Source organism: Azonexus sp. IMCC34839, assembly GCF_047047955.1.
GTDB lineage: Bacteria > Pseudomonadota > Gammaproteobacteria > Burkholderiales > Rhodocyclaceae > Azonexus.
Genome location: NZ_CP150631.1, coordinates 914,068 through 930,810 on the forward strand (window position 1 = coordinate 914,068; position 16,743 = coordinate 930,810).

Consider the following 16,743-nt stretch of genomic DNA (forward strand, 5'->3'; position numbering starts at 1 on the left):
TTGGGCTAGAATTTCAAATCAGTGAAACATTAAGCAATAAATACGCTTCAAGGAGAAAGCTATGTCCGCGGGAGGAATGAGCTTACGCAGCAAGTTGATGACCATGTCGGTCGCCACTGTGCTTGCACTAACGGTGCTATTCATCGTGCTTCTGATCAATAGCAAGTCTCAGATGCTGGGTGATCGTCAGGACAAAGTCCGCAATCTGGTAGAAGTCGCCCATGCAACGGTTGCCCACTACGAGGCGGAAGCACGTAACGGCAAGCTATCCGTCGAAGATGCCAAGAAAGCCGCGATAGACGCCGTCAGGGCCATGCGCTACGACAAGGTCGAGTACTTCTGGATTAACGATCTCACCGACCTGATGGTCATGCATCCGATCAAGCCGGAACTCGACGGCAAGAAACTCGATCAGCTGAAGGACAAGAACGGTAAGTTCCTCTTCCGTGAATTCAATTCGGTCGTCAAGGCTCAAGGTTCAGGCTTCGTTGACTATCTGTGGCCCAAGCCCGGTGCCGAAGAAGGCGTACCCAAGATCTCCTTCGTCAAAGGATTTGAGCCTTGGGGCTGGGTCATCGGTTCCGGCATCTATATTGATGACGTCGATGCCAAGTTCCGCCAGGACGCCATCAAGCTACTGATCTGGGGTATCGGTATTGGCGGTTTCGTGATCGTCTCGCTACTGATCCTGTCACGCAACATCATCAAGACCTTGGGCGGCGACCCCGCGGTGGCATCGGCAATCACCAAGCGCATTGCCTCTGGCGACCTGGCTACCCCGGTCGAATGCGCAGCCGGCGATCAGGACAGCCTACTGGCCAACATCGGCAATATGCAGAACAACCTGCGTAACACCATCGGTACGATCGTCCGCAATGCCGAACAGGTTGCGTCGGCTGCCGATCAGTTGCTCAAGGCTTCGGAAGAAGTTGCTGAACGTGCCAAACTGCAGAGCGATGCTGCATCGTCAATGGCAGCCTCGGTCGAGGAAATGGCGGTCAGTATCGACCAGGTACGCGACAACGCCCGCGAAGCAAATGAGATTTCCGCAGAAGCCGGCAACATCTCCTCCGAAGGCGCCACCGTCATCTACAGCGCCGCCAACGAAATGCAGAAGATTTCAGAGGCCGTGCAGGCGTCGTCGCAGATTGTCGAAGACCTCGGCCGTCAATCGGATCAGATTACCTCCATCGTCAACACCATCAAGGAAATCGCCGATCAGACCAACCTGCTCGCCCTGAATGCCGCGATCGAAGCAGCACGAGCCGGCGAACAAGGCCGCGGTTTCGCTGTGGTTGCCGATGAAGTGCGCAAGCTGGCCGAGCGCACCAGCCTGTCGACCACCGAAATTACCGACATGGTGTCGAAGATCCAGAGCGGCACGCGCAGTGCTGTCTCCAGCATGCAAACCGGTGTTTCCCAGGTGAGCAACGGCGTTGAACTGGCCAATCAGGCCGGCCAGTCGATCAACCGCATCCGTGAGGGTGCCGAGCGCGTCACCGAAGTGGTTAACGGCATCTCCGATTCCATCCACGAGCAAAGCGCGGCCAGTAACGAAATCGCCCGCCGTCTGGAAAGCATTGCCCAGATGTCGGAAGAAAGTGCCGTCGCCGTTCGCCATACGGCGGATGCAGCGCGCCACCTGCACTCACTCTCCGCTTCGTTGCATCAAGCGGTAGGTAATTTCCGCGTCTGAAATTCAAGGACTAACGCAAACGGGCCACCTTGGTGGCCCGTTTGTTTTTCAGGTTGGAAAATGCGCTGTGCCCCCGAAAGGCATTCATTCGATGAAGCGAACAGCTGTCTTCATGGCCTGACGCACTTGTTCGTACTCGCTGTCTGAACCGGCAGACATTCCATCGCGTTTCAAACCGGACAGTTCAGCCGACGTCGTTGCCAACATCGCCTGCCTGAGCTTCTCCATCACCAGCGGCGACAAATCACTGCGCACAACCCATGCATGCGCAGGGCTTTTCATCGTATGTATCACGCGAAACTTGCGCACAACGCCATACTTTTCAAAGCTCACCTCATTGCTTGCAGCTGCATCAAAGCTACCGGCCGCGAGCGCCGAAAGCGCCTTGTCGTGCCTTCCTAGAAATCGATATCCCGACAAATCGCTGGCAAAAATACCGGCTTCGACCAGTGCTGCCTGAGGGAAATACCTGCCAGTCGTCGAGTTCTGCTCGCCAAAAGCAATCCTTCTGCCCCGCAAATCCTGAAGCTTCCGCACCGGAGAGTTCTCGGGAACAGAGATATAACCCGTCAACTGCTTTGCCCCACCTTTGGTTTCCATAGCCAGCAGTTTGAGTCCGGGGTTTTGCCGTTTGACCAAGACATAGTTCGCTGGCCCCATTCGCGCAAAATCGACCTTGTTGCGCGCAACCTGGACAACCGCCTCTTCATAAGTCGGGAAAATCACGATATCGATTTTTATTGGGAAGCCCAAGGCAGCGAGTCGTTTCTCCAGACCTTCGCGCAGAGGGTCGAGCTTCTCCAATTCTTCGCTGGGCAATTCCGAGGCGTAAGTGCCCATCACCAATACTTTGGGCAACTCCTGAGCAATTGCCGATGGCGCGCTTGCCATGAGAGCAGATACAAGCAGGCTAAGGCCAAACTGTCTCCGTCGCTCGCTGATCGCCATGTTTTACTTCCAGCGCGCTGCCGCGCTGTCGTCAGTGTCGCGCGCATCGACCCAGCGACCGCCGTCTGCCGTGGCTTCCTTTTTCCAGAACGGGGCCTGGGTCTTCAGGTAGTCCATGATGAACTCGCAGGCGGCAAACGATTCTCCGCGATGGGCGCTGGTCACCGCGACCAGCACGATCTGGTCGCAGGGCTTGAGCGGCCCGACGCGGTGGATGACCAAGGCATCGTAAATATCCCAGCGCTGCCTGGCTTCGGCGACGATGGCTTCGAGCGACTTTTCGGTCATGCCCGGATAGTGCTCAAGCGTCATGCCGGAAACGCTCGCGCCGTCGTTCATGTCGCGCACCAGGCCGAGGAAGCTGGCCAGCGCGCCGACGCGCGCATCGCCGGCGCGCAGCGCCGCCAATTCGGCGCCGACGTCGAAATCCGCTTCCTGGACCCGGACAGTCACTTAGGCCACCTCGCGCGCTTCGAGGAAGCGCAGGTTCGGGTATTTTTCCTGCACCATGTTCAGGTACACGTTGTTCGGCGCGAGATAGACCGGATCGTCCGCGCCGTCGAGCGCGACGTTGGCGCTGTAGCGGTCGGACAATTGGCGCAGTTCGCCCTGATCGCCGGTAATCCAGCGCGCCGTGGCGCAGTTGTAGTGCTCAAAAATCACCTGTACGCCGTATTCGTGCTCCAGGCGATGCGCCACCACGTCGAACTGCAGGGCACCGACCGCGCCGAGGATCATGTCGGAGCCGGAAATCGGCCGGAACAACTGGGTCGCGCCCTCTTCTGCCAGTTGCTGCAAGCCCTTCTGCAACTGCTTGATCTTCAGCGGGTTGGCAATGCGGGCCAGGCGGAACATTTCGGGCGCGAAGGACGGAATGCCGGTGAAGCGCAGGTCTTCGCCTTCCGAGAAGGTCTCGCCCAGGCGGATCGTGCCGTGGTTCGGAATGCCGATGATGTCGCCGGACCAGGCCTCATCAGCAGTCGAGCGGTCACGCGCCATGAAGGTGATGGCGTTGTTGATCGACAGCGTCTTGCCGGTGGCCACCTGCTTGACCTTCATGCCCCGGTCAAAGCGGCCGGAACACACGCGCAGGAAGGCGATGCGGTCGCGGTGCTTGGGGTCCATGTTGGCCTGGATCTTGAACACGAAACCAGAGAACTTGGCCTCGTTCGGCGCCACTTGGCGCGCCTCGCCCTTGGCCAGCGCCGGTCGTGCGATAGGTGCCGGCGACAATTCGACCACGGCGTCGAGCAGGCTCTGCACACCGAAGTTGTTCACCGCCGAGCCGAAAAAGACCGGCGTCTGCTTGCCGGCGAGGTAATCCGCCGCATCGAAGGGGTGCGACGCGCCGCGCACCAGTTCGATGTCGGTGCGCAATTCGTCGGCCTGCGTGCCGATCAGCTCGTCCAGACGCGGGTTGTCCAGCCCCTGGATGATCTCGGCCGTACCCTTCTCGGCCTGGGGATCGAAGAAGGCGATGGTGTCGTCGTACAGGTGATAGACGCCGCGGAAACGCTTGCCCATGCCGATGGGCCAGGTGATCGGTGCGCACTGCATGCCGAGCACCGACTCGATTTCGTCGAGCAGGTCGATCGGCTCCTTGCCTTCGCGGTCGAGCTTGTTGATGAAGGTCAGGATCGGCGTGTCACGCATGCGGCAGACGTTGAGCAGCTTGATGGTCTGCGCTTCGACGCCGTTGACCGAGTCGATGACCATGGTCGCCGAGTCCACGGCGGTCAGCGTGCGATAGGTATCTTCCGAAAAATCTTCGTGACCCGGCGTGTCGAGCAGGTTGATCATGCATTCGCGGTACGGGAACTGCATGACCGACGAGGTCACCGAAATGCCGCGCTGCTTTTCCAGCTCCATCCAGTCCGAAGTCGCGTGGCGCGAGGCCTTGCGGGCGCGCACTTCGCCAGCCACCTGAATGGCGCCGCCGAACCACAGCAGTTTTTCGGTCAGCGTCGTCTTACCCGCATCGGGGTGGGAAATGATGGCAAAGGTGCGGCGGCGGGAGATTTCTTCGTCTAGTACGGACACGGCGGCTTACTGGCTGGGAAAACGGCGAATTATAACCTTGGTACGATGCGTTCTCCCCGGATCAGGCGACTTTTGTCACGCTGATCGCCGGCTTTCTCGACTGCTGCGGTGCACTGGCAAAATCGGGCAAAAACCGAATCCCTTTGGCGCTCACTCCGGCAGCGCCGCACGATACAAAAATCGGCTGGCGTAGGCCAACCAGGGCAAGGTCCACAGAAGCAAGGGCAAGAGCAGGATGCTGCCGATCATCAGGGCGGCGAGCAGAAAGGCCCAGACCATGACCACGAGGAAATTGCCGAACACCACACGCACGCTCACCACAACGGCCTGCACCAAGCCCGCCCGCCGTTCGCACAACAACGGTACCGCAAACGCCGAAACCACATAGAGCAGGAGGGCAATGAAGGCGCCGGAGACCGACGACCACAGCACGAAGTGCGAGATGCCACCGCCTGCCGAGAGCAACTCGCCGAACCAGATCGGCGTACCGCCCAGCATATAGGCGTAAAGGATGGCCGCATCGGTCACGAAAATCATGAACAACAAGCCGCATACCAGCCCCAGCGCCCAGAGCGACCGGCTCGCTGCGGAAAAACCGCTAGCTATCGCCGCCAGGCCCACAGGCTCGCCGGCCTCGTTTGCCTTGGCAATACCGAAAAAGCCGGCCAGGATCACCGGCCCGAGCAGCATGAAGGCCCCGGCTGCGGCGGGAGCAAAAGGCGTCCAGCCCTGAGTCAGCAGCAAGGAGAAAATAATGGCGCCGCCGATGACGAAGATCGCGGCGTAGGCCAGGCTGATGGCCAAGGTTTGCTGCACCATGCGCCAACCTGCGGCGAGCGCATCGAACAGGCTGTCCAGGCTGAGCGGCTGGATGGGCATCGATCTTCCTCTGTGGCTATCAGCAATGCCGACAGGCTAAAGAGAATTCGCGTTCGATGCCCTAACCGAAATCAAATCGGTGCAGCCAATCGAGGCAGCGCCTAGACGGCCACCAGCGTCTGCCGACCGTACCACTCGTCGCCCGGCTCGACAGTCACTGCTTCGGTAGCCACGGCCGCTTCGACGCACAGCATGTGGCGCCAGCCGTCCGCCGGCATGTCGGGCAGTGCCGCACATTGCTCGACCCACGGATTCCACACGACGACATCGGGAAAGCCCTGGCTCTGGATGCCCAAGCTCAGGTTGCCCGCCTGCAGCAGTTGCGGGCGGCCGACATCGCGGTAGATGCGATCGACTTCCTGCTCGACACTCAGGTGAGTACCGGTTTCGCGCACGACCTGCCGGCCCTTCGTCACATCGCAATAGTTGTAGCCGTAAAGGCCTTCCAGGGCCACATCCTCGACCTGGATGGTGCGCAGGTAGGTATGCAGTGCGCCGGTGAAGTCGAACTCGGACTCGCCGGTATTGGCCACGCACAGTTCGAGGTCGATGCGATCGGTCTCGAGCATCAGTGTCAATTCGACGCGAAAGGCGTGCGGCCAGAGTTGGCGCGTCGCTTCATCGTCGCTGGTTTCCATGGTGACCAGCGCATAGTCGTCGCCACTGCGTTGCGCCGCCACTTCCCAGCGCCGGGTCCGCAGGAAGCCGTGGCGCGGCAGGCCGCCCTGCTCGGCGAATTGCGGGAAACAGACGGGAACGCCGCCGCGGATCGGCTTGCTGCCATCGAACACGGCCTTGTCCGAGAGGAAAAGGCGTTCGCGCCCATCCGGCGTCACCCAGGACAGTACCTGCCCGCCAAGTCGGCTGATGACGGCCGAACAGCCCTTCGGGCCGTGCAGGCGCAAAGCTTCGGTGCCGTGGAAATCGATGGTTTCAATGTAAGGTTTCATGAGCTTTCGGAATCACGTAAAGATTGGGCCGGACATGCAGCAGTTCGACATCGTGGCCAAGCAGGCTGACGCTGCCGCTGCGCCGGTTGTCGCCGGTATCGCTGTACTCGAAGGCGAAGACGCGGCGCAGGACAAGCCGGCCCGCATCGTCGCGCGCCGGCCGGGTCGAGCGTCCGACCACCGTTTCATCAAGCAGTTGTAGCCCTTCCTCCGCACAGGCGGCACGCGCCGCCTCGATGCCGATTTCCCGGGCTTTCAGGCCGTCCAGCCAGAACCAGACCAGGCCGCCGAGGAGGAGAAGGAAGAGCAATTCGAGCAGATCCATCGGCCGAGTATACGAAAAAGCGGTAATAACTCACAGAAAATGACGTCGAGATGGGAGATAATCGGGCTGCGCGCCATTACCCGTTCGACATATGAACTCTCCGCTGCAACTGTTCCGCGACCTGCTGCCTTTCACCAACGGCCATACCGAAGACAAGGCTGCAGCCAACGTGCACAGCCTGCTGGAAGCAACCGCCGGACTGCCTCCGCAGGAAGTCGTCGTCCGCCTGACCAGCAGCGTTCTGCCGGCCGCTGCCGGGCAGAGCAACCTGCACATGCGCTTCAAGCTGCTGGAAGATATCCGCCATGTCGCCGAATCAACCTTGCCGGTATTGGAAGCCTACGTCTCACAGGCAGTTCTCCCCCTGCCGCTGGCTGCCACGACGTCCGCGTTGCACGCCGACAACCTGATCAAGGGCATGGCGCACGCCTACGCCAACCTCGCCCGCAACATCGCCAAGCATCAACAACACCAGGGCTTGAGCCACCTATTTCATCGCGCGATCCAGCGCGCCATGGCCCTCGTCGCCCGGCGCCAGCGCCTAGCCTATCGTGCTTACGCGATGCCCTCGGCGACCTCTTGGCAGATGCTGCACGACCTCTACCGCATGGGCTGCGACCCGCTGACCATGCCGCTCAACGGCGAAACGGCACCGATCGAGCACGAATACATCGAGGCCCTGCTCTTCGCCTATATCGAGCCAAATAAGCTGCATCGCAGCGAACTGGACGAACTGCTCTCCTGCACTCGGCAGCTTGCTGCCTATGCGGTAATCTCCGAAGTCACCCCTGATACCCTGAATACGCGCCAGAGCGAGAGCTGCTTCCTGGTTCGCCCGGACGAGGGTTCGCCCGGCTCGCCCCTGAGCCGCATCGCACCGGGCAGTTCGATCTTCGGTTGCCTGGTCGTCGATTGCACGCAGGTGCTGGCGGCCCTGGACCGCAACATCTCGCGCGTGCCGGGCAAGGGCATCGAGCCTGACCTGCGCGTTTCGCCGGCCATCCTGCAAGCCTTGCGCACGGCGATTGCCGGCAAGGGCTCGCGCCGTTTCAGCCGGACGAAGTTCCGTCCCCGCGGCGATGTCATCGGCGGACTGGCCCAGGTCGTCGCCTTCCTCGACGGCCGCGCCTTCTCGCGCCGCTCGCTCGACGCTTTCGGGCGCCAGGATGCACGCGATTTCGCTTCCAGCGAATGGGCCATGATCGACGAAAGCCCGGACGGTTTCCGCTTACGCTTCATCAAGGGCGAAAAGTGGCAGATCGGCGTCGGCGACGTGGTTGCCCTGCAACCGCGCGAATCGAGCAAGGTGCATGTCTGCCTGGTGCGTCGCATCACCTCGACCAACAATCGTCTCGAACTCGGCCTGCAACTGATGTCGCCGCAGGTCAGCATCGCCGAACTCGCCATCGACAACACCACCGGGCCGCGCGTGATCTTCATGCACAGCCTGCCCGCCTACGGCCGCTATCCTGGGCTGATCGTACCGCCTGGCGTGGTCAGCAGCGGCGACTTGGTGACGCTGCGCATGCCAGGGCGCAACGTGGAACATCGCATCGGGAAATGCATGGAAGCCAACGACGGGCTAGAATTCTATGCCCTCGAACTGTCGCCTCTCTGATTCCCTGAATGCTCAGCTACCGCCATGCCTATCACGCCGGCAACCACGCCGACGTGCTGAAACACCTCATCCTGATCCAGATCGGGCTCTATCTGGCTGAAAAGCCCGCGCCCTTCTGGATCGTCGACACCCATGCCGGCGCCGGGCGCTACGCACTGGAGTCAGAGCACGCCAGGAAGCTCGGTGAATACATCGACGGCATCGGCCGCCTGTGGAACGAACCGAATCTGCCCACTGCTGCGGTGGACTACGTCGAAACGGTAAAAATGCTCAACCCGGACGGCAAGCTGCGGCATTACCCCGGCTCACCCTGGCTTGCACAAAAACTGCTGCGCGATGGTGACCGTCTGCGCCTGTTCGAGATGCACAGCACCGACAGCAAGCTGTTGATCGAATGCTTCAAGGGCGCCGGCCGCCAGGTCAACATCACGGTTGGCGACGGTTTCACCGGCCTCAAGGCCGTGCTGCCGCCCCCGCCGCGACGCGGCTTGGTGCTGATCGACCCTTCGTACGAAACCAAGGCGGATTACGGCGCGGTGGTCAAAGGTTTGCAGGAGGCGCTCAAGCGCTTCGCAACCGGTACCTATGCGCTGTGGTACCCCATGCTGGCCAAGCTCGAATCCCACCAGTTGCCCGACCGTCTGAAGGCGCTGGGCGCCAAGGATTGGCTGCACGCGACGCTGGAAGTCAAAGCGCCCGCCAAGGATGGCTTCGGCATGCACGGCAGCGGCATGTTCATCATCAATCCGCCGTGGACGCTGGAAAAGACACTGCACGAAACCCTGCCCAGGCTGACCGAACTGCTCGCCCAGGGGGCTGGCGCGAAATATACGATCGAAAGTCAGAGCGCATAATCTATGCGCTAACGTGGCCGTTGGCTAAAGGTACAATTCTGCGAAGTTGTACCGCCCGGAAATATCCTGAGTTCGACTCGCGGAGACTCCCATGATCGCCCGGCCACGCCTACTTTCATTCGTTATCGCACTTCTGTTGTCGGTTTGCTGGTCGCTAGCGCTGGCCAGAGATGCATCCGTCGACGAAGCCACACTGACGGTCTTCAATCGCTCCATCATCACCTTTCGTAGCGAGTTCCTCGGGGCCAAGCCCGCCTTCCGCGCCTCGCGCGCCCGCATGGTGATTGAAGAGGCATTGAACGATGGAGCGGATCTGGAAATTCAGGTCAAACCAAGCCCGGAAGGACAACTGGTCATGCTCGGCCATCGTTTGGCCTTCGTCATTACCTCCTCTGATGCCGACCCTCTGCTCCATGAAAATTCCGAATCCGTCGCGCAGCGTGCCGCTGGCAATCTACAGCGTGCAGTCGAGGAAACCCGGGAATTGCGCAATCCGGAACGGATGCTCAAATCCGCCGGGAAAGCCGTATTGGCCAGCGCAGTCGTGCTGCTCTTGCTTTGGTTGATCCATCGTATCCGCAGCAAAGCGACCACCTATCTTCTCCGTCTTGCCAGCCGCAAGGCAGCCTCCCTCCGAGTCGGCAATACGCCACTACTCGACACCCATACCTTGTTAAGTGGCCTGAGCCAGTCGTTGCGGATACTGGCACTAGGCCTGGCTGCACTATTACTGTATCAGTGGCTCAGCTTCGTTTTGAGCAGTTTTCCCTATACGCGTAGCTGGGGGGAGCGCCTGAACGGTTATTTGCTGGGGATTGCCAGCGAGATTATGGAGAGCATCGTCGGCGCCATTCCAGACTTGGGGATTGCCATCGCCATTTTCCTGCTGGCCCGCCTATGCATCAGTTTCGCTGGCCAGATACTGCACCGGCTAACTCTCGCTCAACCAGATCATCCATGGTTGCGCACGGAAACCGTACCAACCTCGCGCCGACTCATCAGTATCGCCATCTGGCTCTTTGCATTGGCCATGGCCTACCCTTACCTGCCTGGAGCGCAAACCGAAGCATTCAAAGGCTTATCGGTACTGCTTGGGCTGATGCTTTCGCTGGGTGCATCAAGCATTATCGGTCAAGGAACGGCCGGTCTAGTGCTGACTTACACGGGCACCCTGCGTGTCGGCGAATATGTCCGGATCGGAGAACACGAGGGAACAGTCGTCGACATGGGTTTATTTACCACGCGCATTCGCACGGGACTTGGGGAGGAACTCACCCTGCCCAACTCGATGATCACCTCCAGCGTAACCAAAAACTACTCGCGGGCCGTCCATGGCCCCGGCTACATCGTCGATACGGTGGTGACGATTGGCTATGACACGCCCTGGCGGCAGGTCGAGGCCATGCTCATCGAGGCCGCCCGACGTACGCCCGGCATCCTGGTCGAGCCACCCCCACGGGTGTTCCAGACGGCCCTGTCGGATTACTACCCGGAATATCGTCTGGTCGCCCAGGCGGTACCGACCGAACCGCGCCCACGTGCCGAAGTTCTCAGCACGCTGCACGCCAACATCCAGGACGTGTTCAACACCCACGGCGTTCAGATCATGTCGCCGCATTACATGGCCGACCCTGAGGATGCCAAGCTGGTATTGACCAAGGATTGGTACCGCACGCCGGCTGAACCGCCGGAAAAGTCATAAATCGGTGTATTTCGCCCGCGAGCCGTAGGCTTTGTCGACCGGGTATTTCTCGTTGTTCTTGACCAGCTTGGCCCAAGCCGCCTGTGGCAGGTCGATGCCTGCCTTGTCGGCCACCAGCAGCAGGAGCAGCAGGATGTCGGCGCATTCGTCGCGCAACTCTTCGGCGGTTTTGGCATCGGCCGGCAGTGCATCGATCTCGGCATCGGTTTTCCACTGCGTCAGTTCCAGTAATTCTGCCGCTTCGAGGTTGAGCGAAACGATCAGGTTACGCAGCGAGTGAAATTGGCGCCAATCGCGCGCATCGCGAAAGGCGCGTACTTCGGCGGTCAAGGCTTCGAATTCGCCCATGGTGAAATAGTAATCAGCAAAATATCGATGATGCCATACGCGCCGGGCGGCTAAAATCTCCCCTCCCGAATTCATGTCAGTCCCATGAACGCACGCTCGCTCAACACCCGTATCCTGATCGGCTGCCTGCTCGGCCTCGCCGGGGGGTGGTGGCTCACCGGCCAGACCGCCACGCCGTTGGGGCAAAACACGCTGTACGGGGCCAAGCTGGTCGGCAATCTCTTTCTCGACCTGCTGCGCATGGTGCTCGTGCCACTGGTCTTTGCCTCCATCGTCACCGGCGTCGCCAACCTGCGGGCGCACCAACAGATGCACCGTGTCTGGGTGACGACGCTGCTCTTCTTTGCCGCCACCATGGGCATCGCCATCGTCATCGGCTTCGGCGCAGCACATCTCTTCCGACCTGGCGAAGGGCTGCACCTGGAGATGTTCGCCGAGGCCACGGCCAACTATCAGGCGCGGCAGATGCCGCTGCCCGAGTACATTGCGCAATTCATGCGCGGCCTCTTCCAGAACCCGTTCAAGGCGCTGGCCCAGGGCGATATCCTGGCCATCGTGATGATCGCGCTTTTTCTCGGCATCGCGCTGGTCGTCGGCGGCGAGCGCTACAAGAACATCCGCACCCTAATCGAAGAATTGCAGGAACTCTGCCTGACCATCGTCGGCTGGATCATGCATCTCGCCCCGTTCGGCCTCGCCGCCCTGCTGCTGCAACTGGTCGCCACGCAGGATGCGCGGTTGCTTGGCAGCCTCGGGCATTTCATTGCCGTCGTCACCGGCACCACGCTGTTTCACGGCTTGATCGTGTTGCCCGGCATCCTGTGGCTACTCACCGGCGTTTCGCCCCTCCGTTTCCTGAAGGGGGCGCGCGAGGCGCTGCTCACTGCCTTCGTCACCAGTTCCAGCGCCGCCACGCTGCCGATCACGCTACGCTGCACCGAGCAACATCTGCATGTGAAGAAAGACATCGCCAGCTTCGTCGTGCCACTTGGCGCTACCGTGAACATGGACGGCACGGCGCTTTACGAAGCGGCGGCAGCACTGTTCGTGGCACGGCTGGCTGGTATCGAACTCGACATCGCCAGCCAGATGGTGATTTTCTTTGTCGCCATGCTGGGCGCCATCGGTGCGCCGGGCATCCCCAGCGTCGGCATGTTGAGCATGGTGCTGGTGCTCGAATCAGTCGGTCTCCCGACTGCTGCCATCGCCATCCTGCTTCCGATCGATCGTTTACTCGACACCACGCGTACGATGGTCAATGTCGAAGGCGACATGGTGGGCAGCCTGATCGTGCAGAAGTACGCCAGCCAGCCAGGCAAACACTAGAGAATCAGGCGAGCCCGGTTTACCTGTCCGGCACTTCGATGCCGTGCCGACGCAGCCAGGTCTTGTCCAGTTCCCAACGCACCTCGGCAATCCCCGGCTGCGCCAGGACGATATGCCGTGCCTCGTCCTGCACTTGGCCAAGCAGATGCTCGACGGCGACGAATTCCGGGTTGTTTGCGTCTTTCACGTTGATGTTCGGGTAGAGCGCGCCGAGCATGCGGAATGCCGGCACATCGAAGTTGCGCGGCGTGGACATCACGGCCGTCTTGCCTTCGACCCGCAGCACCTCGAATTGATAGGGATAATCCCGCAGCTTCGGGCTGGCTTCCTTGGCGAGAATGGCGTTCAACTCGCGCGAGCGCGCATCCGGGCGACGTATGACCCAATCGAGTGCCACCAGCAGCGCCAGCACGATAAGCACCCATTGCCACGACTTGATTCGACGAAGTTTCATGGAACACCTTCCTTGCGACCCGATCGCCCCGCTTTGCTACCCGGCCAGCCGCAAGACTATCACCGCTATCACTGCTGCGGTGCACATGCCAAAATAGGCAAAAACCAAAATCGCAAGGAAAGCTCATGCCTCTCTTCAAACTCGGCGACAAAACCCCGCAAGTCGGCGACAACGCCTGGATCGCCCCCAACGCCACCGTGATCGGCGACGTCCGCCTGGGCAAGAACAGCTCAATCTGGTGGAACGCCACCCTGCGCGGCGACAATGACCCGATCCACATCGGCGACAACACCAACATCCAGGACGGCTCGGTGCTCCACACCGACGAAGGCGTGCCCATGCACATCGGCAACGACGTCACCGTCGGCCATCTCGTCATGCTGCACGGCTGCACCGTCGGCGACGGTAGCCTGATCGGCATCGGCTCAGTCATCCTCAACCGCGCCGTCATCGGCAAGGGCTGCATCGTCGGGGCCAACACGTTGATTCCCGAAGGCAAGGTCTTTCCCGACAAGGTACTGATCGTCGGCTCGCCGGGCAAGGTGGTGCGCGAGCTATCCGACGAGGATGTCGCCAAGCTCAAGAAATCGGCCGAGCACTACGTCGCCAACGCGGCACGCTACCGCGACAAACTACAAGCGCTGTAAACGCAAAAGCGGGGCCGCAACCCCGCTTCTCGTTTGACGAACCCTAGCGATCAGACCGGACTGGAGAGGTTCGACAAAACGATGTTCGAACGCAGGTTCTCCATGACCTTCTGCAGACCGACACGCTCCTTGGTGTTGATCACCAGCGGTGCGCGCAGGCTGGGGGTGATCGTAACCTTGCCGCCCTCTTCCTGCTTGAACAACACCTGCATCACCACCACATCCTGCAACGACGGCGCACCGAGCAGCGCATTCTCGTCCTCGGTCAGATTCAGCTCGTAGTTGAAGCCCAAGGTTGCCGGATCGACGATCTGCAATGCCAAGGCAGGCTCATCCAGCGACTGCAACGTGTAGCTGGCCGGCTGATCGCCGACTTCCTCGTGCGCCAAGATGAAGCGAGTGCATTGCTCGAAGCCGACCAGGCCTTTCGGGAAATTAATAATTTTCTCAGGGCTAACTTCAATGCTCCCGAACAGGTATGTGTCGAACTTCATCAATCGCTCCTCTCGCATGGAATAAGTTTGCCAAGCATCCTACACCATGGCTGGTTGTAATTTCCAGCCGGATTGCGCATAGTTCACGCCCTTTTTTAGCTGTCCGTCGCATTCATGCTCGCACCAATCGAACACCGCATCGCCATCGAACTCAACGTCCGTCCCGCGCAGGTCAACGCTGCCATCGCCCTGCTCGACGAAGGCGCGACAGTGCCCTTCATCGCCCGCTACCGCAAGGAAGTCACGGGTGGCCTGGACGACACGCAGTTGCGTACGCTGGAAGAGCGCCTCGGCTACCTGCGCGAACTGGAAGACCGGCGCATCGCCATCCTCGCCAGCATCGAAGAACAAGGCAAGCTGACGCCGGAACTGAAAGCCGAAATCGAGGACGCCGACACCAAGCAGCGATTGGAAGACCTCTACCTGCCCTATAAGCAGAAGCGCCGCACCAAGGCCCAGATCGCCCGCGAAGCCGGCATCGAGCCGCTGGCCCTGGCCTTGCTGGAAAACCCCGAACTGACGCCGGACGAAGAAGCCGAAAAATACATCAATGCCGAGGCCGGCTTCGCCGACACCAAGGCCGTACTCGACGGCGCACGCCAGATCCTGATGGAAAAGTTCGCCGAAGACGCCGACCTGCTGCGCAGCTTGCGCGAATACCTGAACGAGCATGGCCTGGTCCGCTCCCAGGTCGTCGAAGGCAAGGAAACCGAAGGCGCGAAATTCCGTGACTGGTTCGACTTCGCCGAAGCCATCGCCGACATGCCCTCGCACCGCGCCCTGGCCCTCCTGCGCGGCCGCAACGAAGGCGTGCTGTCGGTAACGCTGGTGCTCGATTCCGAACTTGACGAAGAAAACCTCAAGCCTGGCCCCAACCCCTGCGAAATGCGCATCGCCAACAAGTTCGGCATCAAGGCGCAGGGCCGCCCGGCCGACAAGTGGTTGCAGGACACCGTGCGTTGGACCTGGAAGGTGAAGGTCTACACCCACCTCGAACTCGAACTGATGAACGAGTTGCGCGAACGCGCCGAGGAAGAAGCCATCCGCGTCTTCGGCCGCAACCTGAAAGACCTGCTGCTCGCTGCCCCCGCCGGTCAGCATGTCACCATGGGCATCGACCCCGGCATCCGCACCGGCTGCAAGATTGCCGTCGTCGACGCCACCGGCAAGCTGCTCGCCACCGAAACCATCTATCCGCACGAGCCGCGTTGCGACTGGGCCGGCTCCATCCACAGCATCGCCCGCCTGGCCAGCCAGCACGGCGTTTCACTGGTCGCCATCGGCAACGGCACGGCCAGCCGCGAAACCGACAAGCTGGTGCAGGATGTGATGAAGAAGTACCCGGAAGCCCGCCTGCAAAAGATCGTCGTCTCGGAAGCCGGCGCTTCGGTCTATTCGGCCTCCGAACTCGCCGCCAAGGAATTCCCGGAACTGGACGTTTCGCTACGCGGCGCAGTCTCGATTGCCCGCCGCCTGCAGGACCCGCTGGCCGAACTGGTCAAGATCGAGCCGAAATCCATTGGTGTCGGCCAGTACCAGCACGACGTTTCTCAAACCAAGCTGGCCCGCTCGCTGGATGCGGTGGTCGAGGATTGCGTGAACGCCGTCGGCGTCGATGTGAATACCGCCTCAGTGCCGCTGCTCACCCGCATATCCGGCCTCAACGCCGGGTTGGCCGCCAATATCGTCAATTACCGCGATGCCAACGGCGCTTTCCGCAGCCGCGACGACCTCAAGAAAGTGCCGCGTCTCGGCGACAAGACCTTCGAACAGGCCGCCGGCTTTCTGCGCGTACCCAACGGCGACAACCCGCTCGACGCCTCCTCGGTGCACCCGGAAGCCTACCCGGTGGTCGAGAAGATCCTCATTGACCTCAAAAAGCCGATCAAGGAAATCCTCGGCGACGGGCGCACGCTGAAGGCCGTCAACGCCAGCAAATACACCGATGAGCGCTTCGGCCTGCCGACCGTGCAGGACATCCTGAAGGAACTGGAAAAGCCCGGCCGCGACCCGCGACCCGAGTTCAAGACCGCCACCTTCGCCGACGGCGTCACCGAAGTGAAGGACCTGCAACCCGGCATGATCCTCGAAGGTGTTGTCACCAACGTTGCCGCCTTCGGCGCTTTCGTCGACATCGGCGTCCATCAGGACGGCCTGGTACACGTTTCCGCCCTATCCAACACCTTCGTCAAGGACCCGCACGATGTGGTCAAGGCGGGCCAGGTGGTCAAGGTCAAGGTGCTGGAAGTCGACCTGCCGCGTCAGCGCATTTCGCTGACCATGCGCATGAGCGACGAGCCGGGCAAGGGCCGTAGCGCCGAAGCCGGCCAACAGCGCGGCGCCCCCCTCTCCCGCCAGCAAGCCCGCCATAATGCGCCGGCCCCGGCCAATAACGCGATGGCAGCCGCCTTCGCCAAGCTGCGCAAGTAACCCCTCCGCCCAGCGCTCGCCAAAAAATGGCT

16 protein-coding genes are annotated in these 16,743 nt (G+C 60.9%); 7 read left to right on the forward strand and 9 right to left on the reverse strand.

All coding sequences use genetic code 11. From position 1 onward, the window contains the following. The first annotated feature begins 61 nt into the window (after positions 1-61). On the forward strand, positions 62-1,696 hold the full coding sequence (locus tag WIF35_RS04605) for a methyl-accepting chemotaxis protein (protein ID WP_412480391.1): 1,635 nt from the start codon (positions 62-64) through the stop codon (positions 1,694-1,696). Between the two features lie 84 nt (positions 1,697-1,780). On the opposite strand, the gene phnD is transcribed toward WIF35_RS04605, so the two are convergent. The 6 genes from phnD to WIF35_RS04635 form a co-directional block, all read right to left on the reverse strand. After that, the gene (phnD, locus tag WIF35_RS04610; protein WP_412480392.1) at positions 1,781-2,644 is read right to left on the reverse strand and encodes a phosphate/phosphite/phosphonate ABC transporter substrate-binding protein; all 864 of its coding nucleotides are present in this window, start codon (positions 2,642-2,644) and stop codon (positions 1,781-1,783) included. 3 nt (positions 2,645-2,647) lie between these two features. Beyond that, on the reverse strand, positions 2,648-3,097 hold the full coding sequence (gene moaE, locus WIF35_RS04615; protein ID WP_412480393.1) for a molybdopterin synthase catalytic subunit MoaE: 450 nt from the start codon (positions 3,095-3,097) through the stop codon (positions 2,648-2,650). Continuing rightward, a complete protein-coding gene (locus WIF35_RS04620) occupies positions 3,098-4,684 on the reverse strand; it encodes a peptide chain release factor 3 (protein WP_412480394.1) in 1,587 nt (528 codons plus the stop codon). A gap of 150 nt (positions 4,685-4,834) precedes the next feature. Continuing rightward, complete coding sequence (locus tag WIF35_RS04625) at positions 4,835-5,563, reverse strand: DUF2189 domain-containing protein (protein WP_412480395.1); 729 nt, start codon at positions 5,561-5,563, stop codon at positions 4,835-4,837. A gap of 101 nt (positions 5,564-5,664) precedes the next feature. Continuing rightward, the gene (locus WIF35_RS04630; RefSeq protein WP_412480396.1) at positions 5,665-6,513 is read right to left on the reverse strand and encodes a D-hexose-6-phosphate mutarotase; all 849 of its coding nucleotides are present in this window, start codon (positions 6,511-6,513) and stop codon (positions 5,665-5,667) included. Continuing rightward, the gene (locus tag WIF35_RS04635; protein ID WP_412480397.1) at positions 6,497-6,838 is read right to left on the reverse strand and encodes a DUF3301 domain-containing protein; all 342 of its coding nucleotides are present in this window, start codon (positions 6,836-6,838) and stop codon (positions 6,497-6,499) included. The genes WIF35_RS04630 and WIF35_RS04635 overlap by 17 nt, the downstream gene beginning before the upstream one ends. 91 nt (positions 6,839-6,929) lie before the next feature. Between WIF35_RS04635 and WIF35_RS04640 the strand changes: the two genes are divergently transcribed. The 3 genes from WIF35_RS04640 to WIF35_RS04650 all read left to right on the forward strand — a co-directional run bounded on the left by WIF35_RS04640 (position 6,930) and on the right by WIF35_RS04650 (position 11,012). After that, the gene (locus tag WIF35_RS04640; RefSeq protein ID WP_412480398.1) at positions 6,930-8,456 is read left to right on the forward strand and encodes a hypothetical protein; all 1,527 of its coding nucleotides are present in this window, start codon (positions 6,930-6,932) and stop codon (positions 8,454-8,456) included. Between the two features lie 8 nt (positions 8,457-8,464). Continuing rightward, entirely contained in the window at positions 8,465-9,310 is an 846-nt protein-coding gene (locus WIF35_RS04645) for a 23S rRNA (adenine(2030)-N(6))-methyltransferase RlmJ (protein WP_412480399.1), read from the forward strand. A gap of 91 nt (positions 9,311-9,401) precedes the next feature. Beyond that, entirely contained in the window at positions 9,402-11,012 is a 1,611-nt protein-coding gene (locus WIF35_RS04650; protein WP_412480400.1) for a mechanosensitive ion channel family protein, read from the forward strand. Here the strand turns inward: WIF35_RS04650 and WIF35_RS04655 are convergent. Further along, positions 11,007-11,360 (reverse strand): nucleotide pyrophosphohydrolase, encoded by a 354-nt coding sequence (locus WIF35_RS04655; protein WP_412480401.1) that lies wholly within the window; start codon positions 11,358-11,360, stop codon positions 11,007-11,009. The two genes, WIF35_RS04650 and WIF35_RS04655, sit on opposite strands and share 6 nt — an antisense overlap. An 84-nt stretch (positions 11,361-11,444) precedes the next feature. On the opposite strand from WIF35_RS04655, the gene WIF35_RS04660 reads away from it, so the two are divergent. Continuing rightward, positions 11,445-12,686: a dicarboxylate/amino acid:cation symporter gene (locus WIF35_RS04660; protein ID WP_412480402.1), complete on the forward strand. Its 1,242-nt coding sequence runs from the start codon at positions 11,445-11,447 to the stop codon at positions 12,684-12,686. A 19-nt stretch (positions 12,687-12,705) separates the two neighbouring features. On the opposite strand, the gene WIF35_RS04665 is transcribed toward WIF35_RS04660, so the two are convergent. Beyond that, the gene (locus WIF35_RS04665; RefSeq protein ID WP_412480403.1) at positions 12,706-13,140 is read right to left on the reverse strand and encodes a hypothetical protein; all 435 of its coding nucleotides are present in this window, start codon (positions 13,138-13,140) and stop codon (positions 12,706-12,708) included. Positions 13,141-13,265: 125 nt separating this feature from the next. On the opposite strand from WIF35_RS04665, the gene WIF35_RS04670 reads away from it, so the two are divergent. After that, complete coding sequence (locus tag WIF35_RS04670; RefSeq protein ID WP_412480404.1) at positions 13,266-13,787, forward strand: gamma carbonic anhydrase family protein; 522 nt, start codon at positions 13,266-13,268, stop codon at positions 13,785-13,787. 50 nt (positions 13,788-13,837) lie between these two features. On the opposite strand, the gene fliW is transcribed toward WIF35_RS04670, so the two are convergent. Beyond that, complete coding sequence (gene fliW, locus WIF35_RS04675) at positions 13,838-14,281, reverse strand: flagellar assembly protein FliW (RefSeq protein WP_412480405.1); 444 nt, start codon at positions 14,279-14,281, stop codon at positions 13,838-13,840. 114 nt (positions 14,282-14,395) lie between these two features. Here fliW and WIF35_RS04680 point away from each other — a divergent pair, with 114 nt between their 5' ends. Next, positions 14,396-16,711, forward strand: coding sequence for a Tex family protein (locus WIF35_RS04680; protein WP_412480406.1), 2,316 nt, complete (start codon positions 14,396-14,398; stop codon positions 16,709-16,711). The last annotated feature ends 32 nt before the right edge of the window (positions 16,712-16,743 follow it).